A 20606-nucleotide genomic window follows, 5' to 3' on the forward strand; every position below is an offset into this window, starting at 1 on the left:
TGATAAACTCCTGATTTACAGTACGTATCAATGGGCAGTTACACAAATCTCAGGACAGTCCCCTAAAGACAGTCACTGGCCACGCCCAATGCAATGGAAGACACAACTCCACACTGTACGCCGCGCCCATTCATGACAATTGGTACCTGGACCGATCAGACCATAATATGGTCTTTCTTGCTCAAACTTCCCCAAAAAGCATTGCTCCATGCAATCATTTTCATTGTCGTCAATTTCAGTACACGAATCGGGGTGGTAATAATCCTCGTCCGAGGTTGTCGGACGCCCTTGGTTCCAACCCCCGCCGGTGGTTGTTTGGCCTCCGCACTCTATAGAGCCGTCTGGTGTTGTGGCGCAAAGAAAAGTATGAGAGTAATCAAGAAATCCCTTTGTTCCAGGTGGCTCGTCTAGCGCTCGCCGACAAATCCAACTCGTTAGACCTAAAGGATCGATATATTTCGAGGGGCTTTGGAACGCGTAACCATACGTACTAAACCCACCGCTAAGTCCAATCGGATCACTCTGCACATACCGCCCGGTCTGCGGCTCATAATCCCGGAAGTAGTTGTAGTGCAAGCCGCTTTCAGCATCATAGTACTGCCCGGGAAAGCGAAGATTGAACTCAAAGGCTTCGCCAGTTTTCTTTGGATCCTCATTCGGCGCCATTTCGCCAAAAGGATTTCTCCGGAACGACCACTCCCAACGCTTTGATCCACTAGCATCAACAACCGCGCGCGGTGCCCCCAAGTGGTCAGCGTGGATGCTGTAAACACTTTGGCCAGACTCGTGGCATTCGCCGAAAATCGTTAGCGTCAGAACGCGACCGAATGAGTTGGTGGGCATCAGGTTTCAGGAAAAGAACCGCGCCGTCGCCCCGGACATGATCCGGGGCCTCCCATCAGCTGGTGCCTTCGTTTGGAAGGTCCCGGATCGGGGTCCGGGACGACGCTTCGCGTCGGTTCGGGGTTCGGACCACGACACTAGGACATGGCCGATCTGGGTTCTGCGCTCAGCGACTCCCTGCGTAACGATTTTCGGCAACACACTCACCGACTCTCCACTCGCTCCTGAACACTGAACCCTGAAACCTGAACCCCTAATCCCAGAGCCCTTCTCGTAGCTGCAAGGTCACAGATTGGTGTAGTTCGGCCCGGAGCCACCCTCGGGCGTCACCCAATCAATCACCTGGTAGGGATCGGCGATATCGCAGGTCTTGCAGTGCACGCAGTTGGCGGCGTTGATCTGCAGGCGCTTGCCGCCTTCGTCTTCGACCACCTCGTAGACGTTGGCCGGGCAGAAGCGGGTACAGGGGTTGCCGTACTCCTCTTCGCACCGGGTGAAGCACACGTCCGGGTCGATGACCTTCAGGTGCACGGGCTGGTCTTCGTCGTGTTCGGTCTGCGCGTAGTAGACGGAGGCGAGGCGATCGCGCGGCGGCAGGTCGCGGTCGACGTAGTCGAACTCGAGACCCTTCTCGTCGATCTTGCGGTACTGCTCATGGTCGGCGTGATTGGACAAGGTACGGGGCAGCTTGCCGGCTGTCGCCGTCTCGATGGCGGCGATCGACATGCCGCGCCACAGTCCCTTGTTGAAACCGGGGCGGATGTTACGAACCTTCTTGAGCTCGGCCATGATGTCGGAGTCGCGCAGCCGCTTGTCGAAGCCCTCGCTGCTGAGCTTCTCGCTGAGGTGTTCTGCGGCGAGCATGCCCGACTTCATCGCCTGGTGCGTGCCCTTGATCTTGGGCACGTTGAGCAGGCCGGCGGAATCGCCGATCAGCATCGCGCCGGGCATCTCGACCTTCGGCAAGGACTGGTAACCGCCCTCGACCAGGGCGCGGGCGCCGGACGACAGGATCTCGCCGCCCTCGAGCAGCTCGTGCATCATCGGATGGTGCTTGAACTGCTGGAAGGCCTCGAAGGGCATGAATTCTGGGTCCTGGTAGTCCAGGCCGCAGACGAATCCGACCGCGACGCGGTCCTTGTCGAGGTGGTAGACGAAGCTGCCGCCGTAGATTTCGGAGGGCAGCGGCCAGCCGACCGTGTGCTGGATCAGGCCCGGCTCGACGCGGCCTTCCGGAAGGCGCCAGAGTTCCTTCATGCCGATGCCGTAGGTCTGCGGGTCGCTGTCGGCGTCGAGCTTGTACTTCTTGATCGCGCGCTTGGACAGGTGGCCACGGCAGCCCTCGCCCAGCACCGTCACCGATGCGCGGATCTCGATGCCCTGGACATAGGTGTCCTTCTCGTTGCCCTGCGCATCGACGCCCATGTCGCCGATGATCACGCCCTGGACCTCGTCGGCGTCGTTGTAGCTCAGGTCGGCGGCGGCGAAGCCGGGGAACAGGTCGACGCCCAGTGCTTCGGCCTTTGGCGCCAGCCAGCCGCACATCGCGCCGAGCGAGACGATGAAATTGCCGTGGTTTTTCTGCTGCGGCGGCGTGGGCAGCTTGCGCTTGCCGGTCTTCGACAGGTGCAGGAACTGATCCTTGCCGGCCGGCACGCAGATCGGCGGCGGATCATCGCGCCAGCCTTCGATCAGCGCGTCCAGCGGCTCGGGCTCGATGACCGCACCGGACAGGATGTGCCCGCCGATCTCGGCGGCCTTCTCGATCACGCAGACGTTGAGGTCGTCGGAGAGCTGCTTGAGCCGGATGGCGCAGGCCAGGCCGGCCGGGCCGGCACCGACGATCACCACGTCGTATTCCATGATTTCGCGTTCGGACATGAACTTCGCAGGGGATTCGGATCAGGCCTCAAAGGATACAGCCAAGGCGCTGACGGTGTCAGCCGACCGCAGCGCTGCCTGCAGATCCCTAGCCGGCGAGAAGCGATCTCAGCTCGGACAGGACCGTCTCGAGCATCAGGGGCTGCGCTTCGGCGGTCGGGTGGATGCCGTCGTCCTGCAACATGCCCGGGCGCTGGAAGATGTCCTCGAGGAAGAACGGCAGCAGTTCGACGTCGAAGCGTTCGGCCAGGCGCGGATAGACCGCCTCGAAGCGTTCGATGTAGACCGGGCCCAGGTTGGGCGGCAGGCGGATCTGCATCAGGCCGACGCGGGCGCCGGCCGACTTGCCTTTTTCGATCAGGGCCGCCAGATTGTCTTCGGTCTGGGCCGGCGAAAGGCCGCGCAGTCCGTCGTTGCCGCCGAGGATGATCAGCAGCACGTCGGGATCGTGGCGCTCGAGCAACCCATCGATGCGCGTTACGGCACCGGCGGTGGTCTCGCCCGAGATGCTGGCGTTGACCACTTCGTGCTCGCCATCCAGCCGCTCGGACAGCAGGTGAACCCAGCCCGATTCACGGGGGATGGAATAGGCGTCGGACAGACTGTCGCCAACGACCATCACCGTGGCGGCTTGCACGGCATGACCGAAGGCCAGCGCCGCGACCAGCACGGTGATCCATGAAACGTAGGCAAATCGCTTGAACATGACCCAATCCGGTAAAGAGATCCTGTCGGCCCGACAGGTGGGATTTTCCGTCGACGCGCCCGGCGGGCGGCTCGACATCCTCAAAGATATCAGCCTGGACCTGAACGGCGGCGAAACGCTGGCCATCGTCGGGGCCTCCGGCTCGGGCAAGACCACCCTGCTGGGCCTGCTCGCCGGCCTGGATCGCCCGACATCCGGCGATATCCGGCTGATCGGCGCTGAACTCAAGTCGCTCGACGAGAATGCGCGCGCCCGATTGCGCAAGCGCCACGTCGGCTTCGTTTTCCAGAGTTTCCACCTGCTGCCCAGCCTGACCGCGCTGGAGAACGTGATGCTGGCCCTGGAGATCGCGGGTTTCGACAAGCCCCGGGAGCGCGCGCTCGGCGCGCTCGACCAGGTCGGCCTGAGCCACCGCCTCGAGCACTACCCGCGCCAGCTCTCCGGCGGCGAACAGCAGCGCGTGGCCATCGCCCGCGCCTTCGCCGGCGAGCCGGAAATCCTGTTCGCCGACGAGCCCACCGGCAACCTCGACCAGCGCACCGGCGAGTCGGTGGCCGACCTGCTGTTCGAACTCAACGAACGCCACGGCACGGCGCTCGTACTGGTCACGCATGATATGAGGCTCGCCCGGCGCTGCGGACGAGTGGAAGAAATCGAGGACGGCCGGCTCGTCGGACGCAGGAATGGGGCAGTGGCAGGAGCTTCAAGCGCATGAGCATTCTGTTCGACGGGCAAGATCTTGAAACGCAAAGACGCGAAGACGCGAAGAAAAGTCATTTGGAAACTCGGCTAACCCCCTGGAATCACATTGCAGGCGCGTGGCGATCTGCCAAGGGACCGAGAACGTCTTCTCTTTCACCCTTTGCGTCTTTGCGTCTTCGCGTTTCCAAGATTTTGAGGAACAAAGCCCTCCCAGCATGAACGCCACCACGCTGTCACTAAAGCTGCTGACCCGTCAGTCCCGCTCCGGCGCGCTGATCATGTTGTTCGCCGGGCTGGTCGTGGCCACGGCGGCGCTGGCGGCGGTGAGTCTGTTTACCGACCGGGTCGGGCGGGCGCTGGAGCGGCAGGCCGGCGAGGTGCTGGCTGCCGACCTGGTGGTGACCGGCCGCGAGCGACTGCCTGACGAATATCTGGACAAGGCATCCGAGCTGGGCCTGGAAACCGCCGAGATCGCGCTGCTGAGCACCGTCCTTTTTGTCGGCGAGGAAAGCCATCTCGTGGACCTCAAGGCCGTCACCGAGGGCTACCCCTTGCGCGGGCAGCTCAAGCTGGCCGACCGGCTCGGGGCGCCCGAGGAGGCGCTGGCCGGCATCCCCGAGCCCGGCACCGGCTGGATGGCGGCGCGAGGCCTGCGCCTGTTCGAGACCGACACCGGCGTGCAGGTCGACATCGGCCGCCGACCGGTCACGATCGAGCGCGTGCTCGCCTGGGAGCCCGACCGCGGCGGCAGCCGCTTCATGCTCGCCCCGCGCCTGATCATCCACATGGACGACCTGCTGGCCAGCGAACTGCTCGGCCCCGGCTCGCGCGTGCGCTGGCGCCTGCTGGTCGCCGGCAGCGAGTCGGGCGTGGCCGAGTTCCGGCGCTGGGTCGAGCCGCGCCTGGAAGAACGCCAGGACATCGAGACCGTCGCGGAAGCCGAGGCCGACACCGGCCGGGCGCTCGAGCAGGCGCGCCGCTTCCTGGGCGTGGCCGCGCTGACCGCGGTGATCCTGGCCGCCGCCGCGGTGCTGCTCGCCGCGCTTCGCTTCTCGCGCTCGCAGCGCGACCTGGTCGCCCTGCTCAAGGCCTTCGGGGCCGAGGGCCGGCAGATCCTGCTGGCCCTGACCCTGCTGTTGCTCTGGCTGGCCCTGGCCGCGATTGCCGTCGGCGGGCTGCTGGGCTTCGGCGCGCAGGCGATCATCGGGCAGATCCTGGCCGACGGGCCGGCGGGCGAGCTGCCACCGGCAAGGCTCCTGCCCCTGCTGGGCAGCGGCAGCTTCACCCTGCTGCTGGCAGCCGGCTTCGCCCTGCCGCCGCTGGTCGCGCTTCGCGGCGTGGCACCCATGCGCATCCTCAATCGCTCGCTCGACACGCGGCCCGGCCTGGCCGGCGGGCTGTGGTTGCTGCCGATTCTCGGCGCCCTGACCATTCCGGTGCTGCAGCTCGGCAACCTGCGCCTGGCGATGATCGTGCTCGGCGGGTCGGCCGTACTGGCCGCCCTGCTGGCCCTGGCGGCCTGGCTGGCGATGGGCCTGAGCCGGCAGCTTTCCAAGCGCACCCGGGCGGACTGGCGCTTCGGCCTGGCCGGCCTGCACCGCCGTCGCGGCCAGGGCATCATCCAGATCACCGCCCTGGGCCTCGGCCTGATGGCCCTCCTGCTGTTGATGATCGTGCGTACCGAGCTGCTCGACCAGTGGCGCGGCAGCCTGCCGGCCGACACCGCCGACCATTTCGTGGTGAACATCCAGCCCGACCAGACCGAGGGCGTGCGCGAGGCGTTGATCGAAGCCGGCGCGCAGAACGTGCAGGTGCGGCCCATGGCGACGGTCAACCTCATCGAGGTCAACGGCGAGCCGCCGCCCGATCACCGCTGGGCCGGCCAGGTCAACGTTTCCTGGATCGACCGCCTGCCGCCGGCCAACCGGGTCGTCGAAGGCGAATTCTTCGCCCCGGATGCCACCGGCGAGATCTCGCTGGCCAAGCGCTGGTCGGAGCGGACCGGCGTCGGCCTGGGGGACACCATGCTGTTCGAGGCCGGCAGCCGGCGCTTCGAAGCCACGGTGACCAGCATGCGCGAGGTCGAGTGGGAGTCATTCAACGTCAACTTCTTCATCCTGCTCACGCCCTCGGCCGGCGAGGCCCTGCCGCACCAGTTCATCGCCAGTTTCCGCCTGCCCGAGGAGGCCGGCCCGCTGCGCGCCGTGCAACAGGGCTGGCCCAACGTCTCGATCATCGACATTGGCGCCCTGCTGGACCGCATCGGCGAGATCATCGACCGGGTCTCGCGCGCCGCGCAGGTGGTGTTCTTCTTCACCCTGGTGGCCGGCCTGGTGGTGCTGCTGGCCGCGCTGGAAGCCACGCGCGACGAGCGCCGCCAGGAGGCGGCCCTGATCCGCGCCCTGGGCGCCGACGACGCGATGGTGCGGCGCGGCCTCCTGATCGAGTACGGCGCCATGGCCTTCATCGCCGCGGTGCTGGCCACCGGCGGCGCGGCGCTGACCGGCTGGCTGCTCGCCCGTGAGCTGTTCGAATTCGCCTACCAACCGTCCGGGCTGCTACTGGTCACCGGCTTCCTGGCTTCCTTCGTGCTGGTGATCGGCAGCGGCTGGCTGGGCAACCGCTCGGTCCTTCGCACTTCCCCCATCCGCATTCTGCGCGCCGGCGGCTGATCCCGGTTTGGCTTCCACGCCCGAAACCGCGCTGCCCGAGGAGCACGCCGATCCGCACGCCCACCTGATTCTCTACGGCGGCCGGCTGCAGGTGCTGTGGCACATGGCCTGGCCGGCGATCGCGGTGATGATGGCCTTCGGCCTCAACGCCGTGATGGACGCCGTCTACATCGGTCGGCTGATCGGCGAGCAGGCCCTGGCCGGCGCGGTGCTGGCCTACCCGCTGACCCAGTTGACCCTGGGCCTCGGTTCGCTGGCGGGCATCGGCGGCGGCGTGGCGCTGTCGATCGCCATCGGCCGTGCCGACCGGGAAACGGTCAGGCAACTGCCCGGCACCGCGGTGACCATCGCCTTCGCGCTCTCGGCGGGCTATGCCGTAGTCGGCGGGATCTTCGCGGAGCAACTCGTCTACGCCATGGGCGCGCGCGGCGAGCTGGTCGGCATCGCCGCCGCCTACCTGCGCGCCTCGGCCCTGGGCGGGTTCGGCGCCATCGGCGGCATGACGCTCAACATGCTGCTCAGGGGCGAGGGCAAGATGAAGCTCGCCGCCGGCTACATGGCCACCGGGCTGCTGGTCAACGTCCTTCTGACACCGGCTTTCATCGTCTTCTTCGACTGGGGCGTGGCCGGCGCGGCCTGGGCGACGAATATCGGGGGCGCCGTCGGCGGGCTGCTGGTTTGGCGGCGCTTCGCGCGCGGCCGGGCCAGCTACCCTGTGGACGCCCGCTTTCTCGGCCTGCCGCGCGCGCTGGCCCAGCGCATCGTCAAGCTGGGCACGCCGGCGATGGTCCAGAGTTCGACCGGCCTGGTGCAGGCGGTGGTGGTTTTCAACATGCTCAGCCGCATCGGCAGCGAGGCCGACATCGCCTTCTTCGGTGCGGCCTGGCGGGTGCTGCTGTTCATGCTCACGCCGCTGTTCGGGCTGATGCGCGCCTTCCAGCCGGTGGCCGGTATCAACTACGGGGCGGGCCAGTGGCAGCGCATCCGCGAGGGATACTGGACCTTCGTCGCCGCGGGTGCGGTCATGATCGTGCCGATCTGGATTTTCATGAACCTCTTCCCCGAAGCTACCCTGGCGCTGATGCTGCCCGAAGCGACGCTGGGGGCGATCGACCTGCACCGCTTCCGGGTGCTGATGCTGGTGCTGCCGGTGCTGCCGATCGTGTTCACCGCGCTGGCGCTGCTGCCGGCCATCGAGCAGCCCGGCAAGGCGACGCTGGTCTCGGTGTCGCGACAGCTGCTGTTCTACGTGCCGGTCATGCTCACGCTACCCACGCTCATCGGCGTGTCGGGCATCTACTACGGCGCGACTTCGATCGACTTCGTCTGCGCGATGTGGTTGCTGTCGATCGTGCTGTTGACCTTCCGCAACGCACCCGCGACCCGATCGCCTTAGAATTCCCGACGAACCTTCACCAAGGCAAGCGAATGTTCCGCTCGGTCCTCGTGCTCGGCCACATCCGCGGCATCCGCATCGAAATCCACGTCAGCTGGCTGGTGATCTTCGCGTTGTTGATGATTTCGCTCCACACCGGGCTCGGCCAGGCCTACCCGGACTGGTCGACGGCCACCGTGCTTGTCACGGCGATCACCACCGTCCTCCTGTTCTTCGCCAGTATCGTGGCGCACGAACTGGGGCACAGCCTGGTCGCCATCCGCCGGGGGGTCAGCGTGGAAGCGATCACCCTGTTCATCTTCGGCGGATTGGCGCAGATCACGCGCGAGGCGGAGTCGGCCAGCGACGAATTCTGGATCGCCATCGCCGGCCCGCTGGTCAGCATCGCGCTGGCCCTGCTGTTCACGCTCGTTTCCCTGCTTGCCGCGGGGTTCAGCGAACCGGCCGCGGTGGCGCTCGGCTGGCTGGGCATCATCAACCTGGTCGTGGCGGTGTTCAACCTGATTCCCGGGTTTCCGCTCGACGGCGGTCGCGTCTTCCGCGCCGTGGTCTGGCGCTTCACCGGTGATGCCCGCAAGGGCATGCGGGCGGCGGTCGCGGGCGGCCGCCTGGTCGCCTACGGGTTGTTCGCGTTCGGGCTGTGGCAGCTCCTGGTCTGGAACAACCTGATCGGCGGGCTGTGGATCATGGTCATCGCCTGGTTCCTGCTCAACGCCGCGGAAGCCAGCGGCCGGAGCTTCGGACTCGGCGAGCGTCTCAGGAAGATCCGCGCCCGCGACCTGGCCGAGCGGGACGTGCCCTTCGTCTCGCCGACGACGAGCGTGGCCGACTGGGTGGAGCATCAGGTGCTGCCCACCAGCCTGCGCGCCGCGTTCGTGGGCGACGGCGAAACCTTGCTTGGACTGGTGACGCTCGGCGACGCGCGCGGGATCGAGCGCGAACGCTGGTCCCGAACCCGGGTCGCCGACATCATGACGCCGGCCGACCGGCTGGTGACGGTCGGGCCCGACACGGATGCCGAAGAAATCATGCGCCTGGTCAACCACCACCGGCTGAACCAGCTCCCGGTCATGGAGGGCAGTCGGTTGTACGGCTGGATCGATCGCCAGCGCCTGCTGTCGGCGCTGGCGGTGCAGATGGAAGCAGGCGACACCGGCGGCCGCTGAATTACTTCTTCCGGACGTCGCGCAGGATCGTGTAAGTCGTGATGTGCTTGCTCTCGTCCTCGTCGTCCTGGCGCTGCCCGGGGCGACTGTCGGCGTGCTTGCCGATGTACTTCATGTCGTCGCCGGGCCCGGCACGGAAGACCAGTAGTGCGTTGTTGGAAGACGGCAGGGGCTTGTCGGCGATCAGCGTCAACTGATCGGCGCTCTTGCCCGAATCGGCCACGGTCACCTTGCTGAAGCGACCGCCCATTTCGTTCATGTCGGAGACAGCGCCCTGGTAGTAGGTCGTCTGGCCACGCCGCTCGAGCCCGATGTTGCTCGACAGCGAGGAGCACATCTCCTCGGCACGCTTGATCGTGTCGTTGGAGACGAATTCGTAAATGTCGTCGTCTTCTTCTCGGCGCATCTTCTCGCTCTCCTGCAGACGGGTGACGGACGTCACATCTGCGACGTGTATTTGCAATATAACTCAGGTCCCGAACCTTTCGAAACCGCTCCTTCACGAATGTGATCCGCTCGTCGGGTAATCGTTCCCCGCGATTCGAGATATTCAACCGCCACGCTGGCGCTCCCACCAGGCCAGGCGCTTGGCCACTTCACGCTCGAAACCCCGCTCGACCGGACGGTAGAAGCGCCGCCGATCCATTTCCTCGGGAAAGTAATCCTGACCGGAAAAGCCGGCCTCCGTGTCGTGATCGTAGACGTAGTCCTTGCCGTAGCCGAGTTCCTTCATCAGTCCGGTCGGGGCATTGAGAATGTGCGCCGGCGGCATGAGCGACCCGGTCTCCTTCGCCGAGCGCCAGGCCGCTCCGGCGGCCTTGTAGACGGCATTGGACTTGGGCGCGGTCGCCAGGTAGAGCGTGGCCTGGACGATCGCCAGCTCGCCTTCGGGCGAGCCCAGCACCTCGTAGGCCTCACGCGCGGACAGCGCCTGGACGAGCGCCTGGGGGTCGGCCAACCCGATGTCTTCGGAGGCAAAGCGGATCAGGCGCCGCGCAACGTAGAGCGGATCCTCGCCGCCGACCAGCATCCGGGCCAGCCAGTAGAGCGCGGCGTCCGCATCGGAGCCCCGCAACGACTTGTGCAGCGCCGAGATCAGGTTGTAGTGCTCTTCGCGATCCTTGTCGTAGGCCGGCGCACGGCGCTGCACCAGGCCCATCAGCCGGTCGCTGTCGATGGTCTCGTCGTCGCCGGCGAGCTCGTAGATCGCCTCGGCCATGTTCAGCAGGTAGCGCCCGTCGCCGTCGGCCATGGCCAGCAGCATGCTCCGCGCTGCCTCGTCGACCGGCAGCGGCCGCTCGACGTGCGCTTCGGCACGCTCGAGCAAGCGCCCGAGTGCCGCCTGGTCCAGGCGCTGCAGCACGAGCACCTGCATGCGAGACAGCAGCGCCCCGTTGAGCTCGAAGGAGGGATTTTCGGTGGTCGCGCCCACCAGCGTGATCGTGCCGTCCTCCACGTGCGGCAGGAAGCTGTCCTGCTGGGCGCGATTGAAGCGATGGATCTCGTCGACGAACAGCAGCGTGCCCTGGCCGTTGCGGCGGCGCAGGCGGGCGGCCTCGAAGATCTTCTTGAGATCGCCCACGCCCGAGAAGATGGCCGAGATCTGGACGAACTCGAGATCGCCGACCTGCGCCAGCAGCCGCGCCATGGTCGTCTTGCCGGTGCCCGGCGGCCCCCAGAAGACCAGCGAGGCAACGCGGCCGGAATCGACCATCCGCCGCAGCGGCCCGCCGGGGCCGAGCAGATGGTCCTGCCCGACCACTTCGTCGAAATTTCCCGGACGCAGCCGGTCGGCCAGCGGACCCGAAGGCGGCTGGTCGGTGGTCTCCGGTGCGAATAGATCAGTCATGCGCCCATTTTACGCCCCGAACCCGATGACGACGGCCTTCACGATCCGCGTTGCTATACTCCGGAAAACAACCCGACCAGAGGGGAGGAAGCCAGCATGCGCGGCATTCAGGATCAACTGGCGCACCGGGCGAAGGCCACGCCCGACCAGCTCTACCTGACCCAGCCGATCGACCGGCAATGGCATACCTGGACGTGGGCGGAGGCCTACGACGAGGCAAGGCGAATGGCCGCCGCGCTGGAGCGCATGGGCCTGCAGCCGGGAGACCGGGTCGGGCTGATTTCGCGTAACTGCGCGCACTGGATCCTCGCCGACATGGCGATCATCCTCGCCGGCCTGGTGAGCGTGCCCGTCTATCCCACGGCCAAGGCCGAGACCATCCGCCAGATTCTCGAGCACAGCGACTGCAAGCTGTGTTTCGTCGGCAAGATCGACGAGGCCGTCGAGCGCCTGGCCGGCGTTCCCGCGGGCGTGAGCACCATCGCCATGCCCTACCCCGACGCGCGGGGCGATTCCGACTGGGAGGAGCTGGTCGAGCAGCCGGCCGGCGAGTTCCAGACCCGCCAACGACGGGAAGACGACCTGGCCACCCTGCTCTACACCTCCGGCAGCACGGGTACGCCGAAAGGCGCGATGCACAGCTTCTCCAACTTTGCCTTCGTGGGCCACACCATCGCCACTTCTCTGGGCGTCGAGCCCGGCGACAAGGTCTTTTCCTACCTGCCGCTGTCGCACTGCACCGAACGCGCCTACGTCGAGGCCGTAAGCTTCTACGCCGAGACGTCGCTGTATTTCGCCGAGTCGATCGAGACCTTCGCCGAGGACCTGCGCCATGTCCGCCCCACCCTGTTCGGCTCGGTTCCGAGACTGTGGAAGCGCTTCCAGCTCGGCGTGCTCGAAAAGCTGCCGCCGGAGAAGCTCGATCGCCTGCTGAAGATCCCGGTCGTGGCCGGCCTGGTGCGGCGCAAGATCAAGAAGGGCCTGGGCCTGGACCGGGCGCGCTGGTTCGCCAGCGGCAGCGCGCCGATGGCCGTATCGCTGCTGGAATGGTGGGACCGTGTCGGCGTGACCATCCGCGAGGGTTGGGGCATGACCGAGACCTTCGCCTACGGCACCCAGATCGGCCTGGACGTCGAGCCGCGCTTCGGTACCATCAGCCGCGCGTTGCCGGAAGCGGAACTCAAGATCAACGACGACCAGGAGCTGCTGATCCGCTGTCCCTGTCTGATGCAGGGTTACTACAAGGCCGACGAGCTCACCGCCGAGTCCATGACCGACGACGGCTTCTTCCGGACCGGCGATCGCGCCTTCATCGAGGACGGCTTCGTGACCATCACCGGCCGCGTGAAGGAGCTGTTCAAGACCGCCAAGGGCAAGTACGTCGCGCCCGTGCCGGTCGAGAGTCTTCTGGCGCGGACCTCGTGGATCGAGATCGCCTGCGTTCTCGGTAGCGGCATGACCCAGCCGGTCGCGCTCATCCAGCTCGCTGAACACGCGCCCGCTGATCGCGACCACGTGGCGCGGCAGCTCGAGTCCGACCTCGAAAAGCTCAACCGCGAACTCGAGCCGCATGAACGCCTGGGCAGCCTGATCGTGGTCAGCGAGACCTGGGAAGTCGACAACGGCATGCTCACACCCACGCTCAAGATCAAGCGCGACGTCATCGAGGCCCGATACGCCGGGCTGATCGAGCGGGCCAGCGACCGGATCCACTTCGAGTCCTGATGCGTCGTGTCCTGTTGCTGTCGGCCTATCGCGCCGACAGCCACGCCTACTGGGCCGACTGGCTCCAGCGCGAGTTCGAGGAGTTCGACTGGCAGGTCCTGGAACTGCCGGGAAGGCACTTCGCCTGGCGCATCCGCGGCAATCCCCTGAGCTGGCTCGATGCACTACCCGCCGAGAAGCCGGACCTGCTGCTGGCCACCTCGATGGTCGACCTGGCCACGCTCAAGGGCCTGCAGCCGCAGTTGGCCGACGTGCCCAGCCTGCTCTACTTCCACGAGAACCAGTTCGCCTACCCGCTCAGCGACGACCAGGTGCGCTCGGTGGAGCCGGCCATGGTGCAGATCTACGCCGGGCTGGCCGCCGACCGACTGCTGTTCAACTCCGCTTTCAATCGCGACAGCTACCTCCAAGGCGTGGCATCGCTGCTCGCGCGAATGCCCGATCACGTACCCGGCGGCATCGCCCAGCGCCTGCGCAAGAAATCATCGGTGCTGCCCGTGGGCGTCGATCCGATCGAGCCTGCCCGGGACAAGGATCGACGGCTCGTGCTCTGGAACCACCGCTGGGAATACGACAAGCGGCCCGAACTGTTCGTCGAGGCCATGCTCCAGCTGGCCGATCGTGGCGTCGACTTCCGACTGGCCCTGCTGGGCGCGCGGGGACGAAATCCCGTGCCGGCACTCGAGCTTCTGCGCCGGGAGCTGCCCGATCGCATCGTCGCCGACGGCTTTCCGCCGAAAGACGAGTATCGATCGATCGTGTCCAGGGCCGGCATCGTCGTCTCCACCGCCGCCCACGAGTTCCAGGGCCTGTCGATACTCGAGGCGGTCAGCGCCGGTGCCATGCCGGTCGTTCCGGATGCCTTGTGCTATCCAGAGCAGTTCCCTGAGCGATTCCGCTATGAGTCCGGGGATCCCGATAGCCTCGCCACGTACATCGAAAGGCTGCTTTCTCCTGGTAATGCCCGAGCGCCGGATGTGCAGGATTGGTCAGCCGCTCGCGTGCGCGAACGATGGCGCAAGGCGTTGTCCAGCCTGGCGGAGTAGGACCTCGCAGGCCAGATGCGGATCGTAAACTGGGGTAAGCTGGCGCTGGCGAAAAGCAGAAAGTCTTTAAAAGTAGGGAGTGGGCATGCCCCAGGAAATTACCGTGTGCCGGGCGCGCCCCGGATCCTTCTGCACGGGTCGAGCGAGGAGAACCGACGCCAGGCGCAAGCAGGGTGGAAAAGGTACATTTGGAAACACCGTGTTCGCCCTGCTGCTGGCAAGCGGCACGATCTTTCAAGCGGCGCAGGCAGGCTCGACAGCGGTCCAGGATCACGCCGCCCCCGAAGCCACTCCGGCGGCACTAAAGGGCGAGGCGTGGCAGCAAATCACGACGAAGATCGAGGCCGACCGTCACCGAATTCTCGAGCAGGACGGCAACTGGCGGGCTCACACGCCCAGCCAACACTATTCAACGACCTTCGGACCCGAAGGTCCCGAACTGGCACTGAAGGACGGCAAGCGCAGCCACACGATTGGCTTCCGGTTCCAGGGCGCTCGGGTGGATGGACAGGCCATCGAGACCCCTTCCCCGGAGCCTGTCGCCGACGGCAATCGCATGAGCTACCGACGCGGCTCGCTCACCGAATGGTACGTGAACGCCCCCGGAGGACTGGAGCAGGGGTTCACCATCGACGACGGGCCGGCCGGCGAGACACTGCATATCGATATCGGCGTGCATTCGGAACTGACAACGCAACTCGAGACCAACGCGCTGTTGCTCAGCGAAGGTGACCGACAGGTATTCAGGTATGCCGGACTCAGGGCCTGGGACGCCTCGGGTCGCGCCTTGTCCTCCCAACTGGCGCTTGACGGCCGTCGGCTGAGCCTGGCTGTCGACATCGAGGAAGCGCACTACCCGATCACCGTGGATCCGGTGATGTTCAACGAGGCGGCCAAGCTCACCGCCGAAGTTCCCGCCAATGCCTACGGCGGCGACTCGGACGCGGCCGGCTATTCCGTCAGCGTCGACGGCAATCGCGCCCTGATCGGAGCGCCCGGGAGCGATGACGGCGGACTTTCAACGAACGGCGAAGCCTTCATATTCGAACTGGATTCGAGCGGCGCGGGCTGGCAATTCGTTGCGCGACTGGCACCGGATGACCCCGGTTACGCTGCTCAGTTCGGCTCATCGGTCAGCCTTTCGGGTGATCGCGCGCTGATCGGCTCTCACAGCGATCTCCAAGGCGGTTCCCGAACGGGTTCGGCATACGTGTTCGACTTTGACGGCAAGGCCTGGAGTCAGAGCGCAAGACTGATTGCGCAAGATGGCGCAAGCCATGATTCCTTCGGATTCTCCGTCAGCCTCTCCAGTGATCGGGCGCTGATTGGAGCCAATCACGACGCCAACGGCAACGGCAGCAATGCGGGATCGGTCTATGTATTCGACTTTGACGGTTCAAACTGGAGCGAGAGCGCGAAACTGACTCCTGACGATGGAGCGCCCCAAGACGGCTTTGGCCATTCCGTCAGCCTGGCGGGAAATCGCGCCCTGGTCGGCTCGCCTTCCGGGACGGGTCATGATGTAAATTCGGGCTCGGCTTACCTGTTCGAATTCGACGGAGATGCGTGGCAGCAGAGCGCAAAGCTGGTTTCGAAAGACGATTCGGGAGACAACTCCTTCTTTGGTTCGGCCGTCAGCTTGTCCGGCGATCGCGCATTGGTCGGCGACTATGGTCATTACAGCGCGCCGCTCGGTTCCGGCGCGGCCTTCGTGTTCGACTTCGACGGCGCTGCCTGGCACCAGAGCGCCAAACTGACGAATGACGGCAGCGCAAGGGATGACGAGTTCGGCTACGCGGTCAGTCTCTCCGGCGACCGAGCGGTCGTCGGTGCCCATGGGCACGATGGCTCGGAAACCGGAACGGGTGCGGCGTATCTGTTCGAATTCGATGGAACGAGCTGGCACCGCAACGCAAGACTGGAAGCGGACGACGGCGCCGAGTACGACTCGTTCGGCTTTGCGGTCGGCATTTCCGGAGACCGCGTTCTGATTGGCGCCTACGGGGATGATGACAGCGGCGGAGACTCCGGTTCGGCTTACGTCTTCGACTTCGAAACCGAAGGCTGGTCGCAGAACGGCAAGCTCGTGGCTATAGGTGGCGCAGCGCACGACCGGTTCGGCCGCTCGGTCAGCCTTTACGGCACCAGAGCCCTGATCGGGGCCTATGGCGACGACGACGGTGCCTACAACTCCGGAGCTGCTTATGTCTTCGAGCTGGAAGGCGCCGACTGGACACTGACTGCCAAACTCGCTCCCGCCGATGGCACCTCCGGCGATCGCTTCGGTCGGGCCGTCAGCCTCTCCGGCGATCGGGCGCTGATCGGCGCCTACCTGGCTGCAGGCGATGGCGCAGATGACGGCGCGGCCTACGTGTTCGACTTCGACGGCCTTGAGTGGCAGGAAAGCGCGAAACTCCTGCCGAATGATGGCCTTAACGGCCAGTTCGGCTGGAGCGTCAGCCTGGACGGCGATCGAGCGCTGATCGGCTCTGCGACCGGATCGGCGCGCGTGTTCGAGCTCGGCGCATCGGGCTGGAGTCAATCCGCCAGACTGGTACCGGACGACTTTGAGGGCGACGATCTTTTCGGCCATGTCGTCAGCCTTTCCGGCGATCGCGCATTGGTCGGCGCCCAGGAAGACGACGACAACGGCAGCAATTCCGGGTCGGCGCACCTGTTCGAGTTCGACGGCACCAGCTGGATCCAGAGTGCGAAGCTCGTGGCGGCTGACGGTGCATCGGAGGATTGGTTCGGCAGCTCGGTCAGTCTGTCCGGCAACCGGGCGCTGGTCGGCGCCTATCGGGACAACAGTGACCAATTGGATACCGGCTCGGCCTACGTCTTCGACTTTGACGGTGTGACCTGGATCCAGAGCGCGAAACTGGAACCCGGTGTGGCCGACGAAAGCGATCTGTTTGGAAGGTCCGTCAGTCTGTACGGGGATCGCGCGCTCATCAGTGCCTCCCTGGACGATGCCAACGGCGGCAACTCCGGCGCGGTCTACGTGTTTGAATTCGACGGAAGTGACTGGAGCGAGCGTGCCAAGCTGACTCCGGCCTACGGCGACGCGGGCGACAACTTCGGTCAGGCCGTCAGCCTTTTCGGCGAACAAGCATTGATCGGCGCTTCCGGAGACGATGACAACGGCACCGGCTCCGGTTCGGCCTACATCTTCAAGAACGTCATACTGTTCTCGGATGGCTTTGAGGGCTAGGCAGGACTCTCCTCCATAGAAGGGACCCCGCTGTGAGTGGCACGATGGATGCCTCCGCCGGAATCAGTCTCCGCTCCCATCGACTTCCAGCGCCTCCAGGCGCTCGATCGTCGCTGCCGGAATTTCCTGGCCCGAATAGCGCTCGCGAAAATCTTCCATCTCGGCCCGGGCGCGCTCGGCGTTGCCCACGGCGATCAGCTGATCGATCAACCACAGGGCCCGCTCGGCGTCGGCGGTGCGGCGCTGCATTTCTTCGAGCCGGGGTTCGGCGGACTCGAGGGGAGTCTGCTCGAGGGCGTCGTCGGGTGCGGGGCCGGCCTCCGACCATTCCTCCAGGAGCTCACTCGCGCCGGGGCCGTCCTGACCGGTTGAAAAATTGAATCGGACTTCGTCTTCGCCGGCTTTCTCTTCTGCGGCAGGCGAGCCGGCGCTTGGCGATGCGGCTCGCTCGGACTCGCCTTGCGCTGTGTCGGCGGACGTCGCGCGCGCGCGACGCTCCAGGACGTCCAGCGACGGTGGTGGCGATTCCGGACGCACGGGTATTGGCCGTTCTCTGAAGGCTGCCCGCTCGGGAAACGGCCGGTCGCTGCGCGCAGCGTTGATCCCCGAGTCCCCGGTCCGATCCGATTCCGCTGCCGGCTGTGGACTGCCTTGCCGTTCGGGCTCGGTCATGGGGAATTCCGCTTGCGGCGGCTCCATGTTGACGACGATGGAGACGACCACGAACAGCGAGGCGGCGACCGCCGCGCCGCCCAGCCAGTGGGCCGGGCGCGGCAGGCTGCTCGGGCGGACCTCGTCGTGGGCTTTTGCGCGGATGCGCTGGTCGACGCCGGGGCCGGGCTCGATATCGCCCTGCTCGCGATAGAGCTGCGCGAGTCGTTCCTGATCGCCGTCGTGATTCCGGTGATCGTGATGTCTGTCCTTGCCGGTCATGGTTCGCTCGTCGATGTTGCGGGCCTGAGCAGCGTTCTCAGTTTTCCGGTGGCGTAGCGCAGGCGGCTCTTGACCGTTTCGCGGCCCACGCCGCTGCGCTCGGCGATTTCTGCCAGGGTCAGGCCCGCTTCCTGTTGCAGCAGGAAAGTCTCGCGCTGCACGCGGGAGAGCTGGCCCAGGGCCTTCGTCAGTTCCGCCCGGTGCTGCGCCTGCTCGACGCTCGCCTCGGGCGAGTCCTCCCGGTCGGACACCGGTTCGGCTTCGCTGCCGTCGGCATCCTCGCGCCGGCGATCGAGGGCTCGCCAGTGGTCGACCAGGCGGTTGTGGGCGATGCGGAAGGCGTAGCGCTTGAAGCCGGTGTCCTTCCGGAATCGCTTGCGCGCGTCGATGATGCGGGTCCACACGTCCTGGAACAGTTCGTCGGCGACCGATCGGTTGCGGGCGGAATGGAACAGGTAGCGATAGAGCGGCTTGCGATAGCGTTCATAGAGCGCATCGAAGGCGCGCGCATCGCCGCGTGCGTAGGCCAGCATCAGCTCGTCGTCACTGCGGGAGTCGGTCATCGCTCGCGGTGGTTGCGCCCGGATCGTCGATTCTACGCCCGGAGAGCCGCCGGCGCTTCGGACCGTGCCCGAAGCGCCGGCGCCGCACTGCCCGACCCGACAGGGTCAATGACCATCGCTGGCGATCGTGCGCTCGTTCGGCCCGTAGCGTCGGGCTACGGCCAGGCCGTCGGCCAGGCGGACCAGCTGGAGAAATTCGCCGCGGTAGCCGAAGGCATCGGCACCCTTCGAGTCCCGGGCCAGCGCGTGGACGTCTTCCATGCTGAAGCCTTCCAGGTACTTGCCGCCGCGAAGGTGCTGGCCGAAGGCCGCCACGGCCGCGGCAAAACGCAGTCGCTCCGAGGCCGACTCCGCGGCCAGGTTGGGCACCGGCCGCTCGATGAGCTGGCTGCTGTCGGATTCTGGCTGCTTGTAGCGCAGGCGAACGATGCCGAGCTCGTTGCTGATCTCGCGGGTTGCGCGAGCCGCACCGTAGCGAAGCGGATCCATGCGCTCGCCGCCGCTGCCGACGAGGGCGAGTTCGTACAGCGCGGTGACCGTGTGTCCGGCGCCGATGTCACCGGCGTCGACCGCGTCGTTGTTGAAGTCCTCTCGCGCGAGCATGCGGTTCTCGTAGCCGATCAGGCGGTACTCGGCGACCACCGCCGGGTTGAACTCCACCTGGATCTTCACGTCACGCGCGATGGTGTGCAGGGTCGCACCCATCTCGTCGACCAGCACCTTGCGCGCCTCGCCCAGAGTGTCGATGTAGGCGTGATTGCCGTCGCCCGCATCGGCGAGTTGCTCCATCAGGTGGTCGTTGTAGTTACCCGTGCCGAAGCCCAGGGTGGTGAGCGCAACGCCGGACTGGCGATTACGCTCGACCAGGTCGACGAGCGCATCGAAGTCGACGGTGCCGACGTTGAAGTCGCCGTCGGTGGCCAGGATGATGCGGTTGATACCGCCTTCGATGAAGCCTTGCCTGGCCTGGGCGTAGGCCAGCTCGATTCCGGCCGCGCCGTTGGTACGCCCGCCGGCCTGGAGCTGGTCGAGGGCGTTGCGGATCTTCACCGCCTGGTCGCCCGGGGTGGATTCCAGCACCACGCCGGTCGCGCCCGCGTAGACCACCATGGCGACCCGGTCGTCGCCGTCGAGCTGGCCGGCCAGCATCTTCAGCGCGTTCTTGAGCAGCCCGAGCTTGTCGGGCGAGTGCATCGAACCGGAGACATCGACCAGGAAGACCAGGTTGGCCGGCGGCACGTCCTCGGGCGGCGGCACGAAGCCCTTGATGCCGATCTGCAGCAGGCGCGTGTTCTCGTTCCAGGGCGAAGCGGCCTGCTCCAGCACGACGTTGAACGGTGTCGACGGATCCTCCGGCGCCGGATAGTCGTAGTCGAAGTAGTTGATCATCTCCTCGACCCGCACCGCGCCTTTCGGCGGGAGTTGGCCGGCGTTGAGCATGCGCCGGACGTTGGCGTAGCTGCCGGTGTCGACATCGATGCTGAAGGTCGATACCGGCTGCTCGCTCACCCGATGGATCGGGTTGGGGTCGAGCTCGTCGTAGTTCTCGCGGTTGATCGGGCGATCCGGCGCTCGCAGGTGAGCTAGCGGATCGGCGCCCGGCGACGCGGGCGAGGGGGCGAACGCCATAGGCTGGCCGGGAGCCGCCCGGTCGGCCAGGGCTTCCTCGACCCGGACCGGGCGCTGCCGAAACCGCCGCTCTTGCTCCGACGCGGTCTCGATGGTGACCTGCGTGAGATCCACTTCGGTCCGGGGCGCCGGTTCGGATACCGGCTTGTGCTCCTCACCGGTTTCCGGGGCCTGCGAGGCACAGCCTGCCGCCAGCGCAACGGCGGCCGCCGCCGCGGCCGCGAGTGCCCGGCGCCGAATACTCGAGTTGCGAATTGACTGGCTCATCCTGTTCTCCATTT

At 66.0% G+C, this 20606-nt stretch carries 15 protein-coding genes; 7 read left to right on the top strand and 8 right to left on the bottom strand.

Features of this window, described 5'->3' with window-relative positions:
• Positions 1–72: 72 nt before the first annotated feature.
• The 3 genes from DZC52_RS04870 to DZC52_RS04880 all read right to left on the bottom strand — a co-directional run bounded on the left by DZC52_RS04870 (position 73) and on the right by DZC52_RS04880 (position 3430).
• Complete coding sequence (locus DZC52_RS04870; RefSeq protein WP_116650006.1) at positions 73–843, bottom strand: RHS repeat domain-containing protein; 771 nt, start codon at positions 841–843, stop codon at positions 73–75.
• Between the two features lie 285 nt (positions 844–1128).
• Positions 1129–2724: an electron transfer flavoprotein-ubiquinone oxidoreductase gene (locus tag DZC52_RS04875; RefSeq protein ID WP_116650007.1), complete on the bottom strand. Its 1596-nt coding sequence runs from the start codon at positions 2722–2724 to the stop codon at positions 1129–1131.
• Between the two features lie 88 nt (positions 2725–2812).
• Entirely contained in the window at positions 2813–3430 is a 618-nt protein-coding gene (locus DZC52_RS04880; RefSeq protein WP_116650008.1) for an arylesterase, read from the bottom strand.
• On the opposite strand from DZC52_RS04880, the gene DZC52_RS04885 reads away from it, so the two are divergent.
• The 4 genes from DZC52_RS04885 to DZC52_RS04900 all read left to right on the top strand — a co-directional run bounded on the left by DZC52_RS04885 (position 3429) and on the right by DZC52_RS04900 (position 9366).
• On the top strand, positions 3429–4145 hold the full coding sequence (locus DZC52_RS04885; protein WP_116650009.1) for an ABC transporter ATP-binding protein: 717 nt from the start codon (positions 3429–3431) through the stop codon (positions 4143–4145). The genes DZC52_RS04880 and DZC52_RS04885 overlap by 2 nt on opposite strands.
• Before the next feature lie 202 nt (positions 4146–4347).
• A complete protein-coding gene (locus DZC52_RS04890; protein WP_116650010.1) occupies positions 4348–6804 on the top strand; it encodes an ABC transporter permease in 2457 nt (818 codons plus the stop codon).
• A 7-nt stretch (positions 6805–6811) separates the two neighbouring features.
• On the top strand, positions 6812–8200 hold the full coding sequence (locus DZC52_RS04895; protein WP_116650011.1) for an MATE family efflux transporter: 1389 nt from the start codon (positions 6812–6814) through the stop codon (positions 8198–8200).
• A 32-nt stretch (positions 8201–8232) separates the two neighbouring features.
• Positions 8233–9366: a site-2 protease family protein gene (locus tag DZC52_RS04900; protein ID WP_116650012.1), complete on the top strand. Its 1134-nt coding sequence runs from the start codon at positions 8233–8235 to the stop codon at positions 9364–9366.
• Position 9367: 1 nt separating this feature from the next.
• On the opposite strand, the gene DZC52_RS04905 is transcribed toward DZC52_RS04900, so the two are convergent.
• Together DZC52_RS04905 and DZC52_RS04910 are read right to left on the bottom strand one after the other, a co-directional pair.
• Positions 9368–9772 (bottom strand): hypothetical protein, encoded by a 405-nt coding sequence (locus tag DZC52_RS04905; protein ID WP_147307609.1) that lies wholly within the window; start codon positions 9770–9772, stop codon positions 9368–9370.
• Between the two features lie 144 nt (positions 9773–9916).
• Positions 9917–11215: a replication-associated recombination protein A gene (locus DZC52_RS04910; protein WP_116650014.1), complete on the bottom strand. Its 1299-nt coding sequence runs from the start codon at positions 11213–11215 to the stop codon at positions 9917–9919.
• A gap of 96 nt (positions 11216–11311) precedes the next feature.
• Here DZC52_RS04910 and DZC52_RS04915 point away from each other — a divergent pair, with 96 nt between their 5' ends.
• The 3 genes from DZC52_RS04915 (at position 11312) to DZC52_RS04925 (ending at position 17200) form a co-directional block, all read left to right on the top strand.
• Positions 11312–12940, top strand: a complete 1629-nt coding sequence (locus tag DZC52_RS04915; protein ID WP_116650015.1) for an AMP-binding protein — start codon at positions 11312–11314, stop codon at positions 12938–12940.
• On the top strand, positions 12940–13986 hold the full coding sequence (locus DZC52_RS04920; protein ID WP_116650016.1) for a tRNA-queuosine alpha-mannosyltransferase domain-containing protein: 1047 nt from the start codon (positions 12940–12942) through the stop codon (positions 13984–13986). The genes DZC52_RS04915 and DZC52_RS04920 overlap by 1 nt, the downstream gene beginning before the upstream one ends.
• 199 nt (positions 13987–14185) lie before the next feature.
• Positions 14186–17200 carry an FG-GAP repeat protein gene (locus DZC52_RS04925; RefSeq protein ID WP_181918785.1) on the top strand — a complete coding sequence of 1005 codons (3015 nt, stop codon included), beginning with the start codon at positions 14186–14188 and terminating at the stop codon, positions 17198–17200.
• A gap of 63 nt (positions 17201–17263) precedes the next feature.
• Here DZC52_RS04925 and DZC52_RS04930 read toward each other — a convergent pair whose 3' ends face one another.
• From DZC52_RS04930 to DZC52_RS04940, 3 genes are all read right to left on the bottom strand, one after another.
• The gene (locus DZC52_RS04930; protein ID WP_116650018.1) at positions 17264–18133 is read right to left on the bottom strand and encodes a RodZ family helix-turn-helix domain-containing protein; all 870 of its coding nucleotides are present in this window, start codon (positions 18131–18133) and stop codon (positions 17264–17266) included.
• A complete protein-coding gene (locus DZC52_RS04935; protein ID WP_116650019.1) occupies positions 18130–18696 on the bottom strand; it encodes a sigma-70 family RNA polymerase sigma factor in 567 nt (188 codons plus the stop codon). The genes DZC52_RS04930 and DZC52_RS04935 overlap by 4 nt, the downstream gene beginning before the upstream one ends.
• 105 nt (positions 18697–18801) lie before the next feature.
• The gene (locus tag DZC52_RS04940; protein ID WP_116650138.1) at positions 18802–20592 is read right to left on the bottom strand and encodes a vWA domain-containing protein; all 1791 of its coding nucleotides are present in this window, start codon (positions 20590–20592) and stop codon (positions 18802–18804) included.
• Between the last annotated feature and the right edge of the window lie 14 nt (positions 20593–20606).

It is taken from the genome of Wenzhouxiangella sediminis (genome assembly GCF_003410055.1).
Taxonomy (GTDB): Bacteria; Pseudomonadota; Gammaproteobacteria; order Xanthomonadales; family Wenzhouxiangellaceae; genus Wenzhouxiangella; species Wenzhouxiangella sediminis.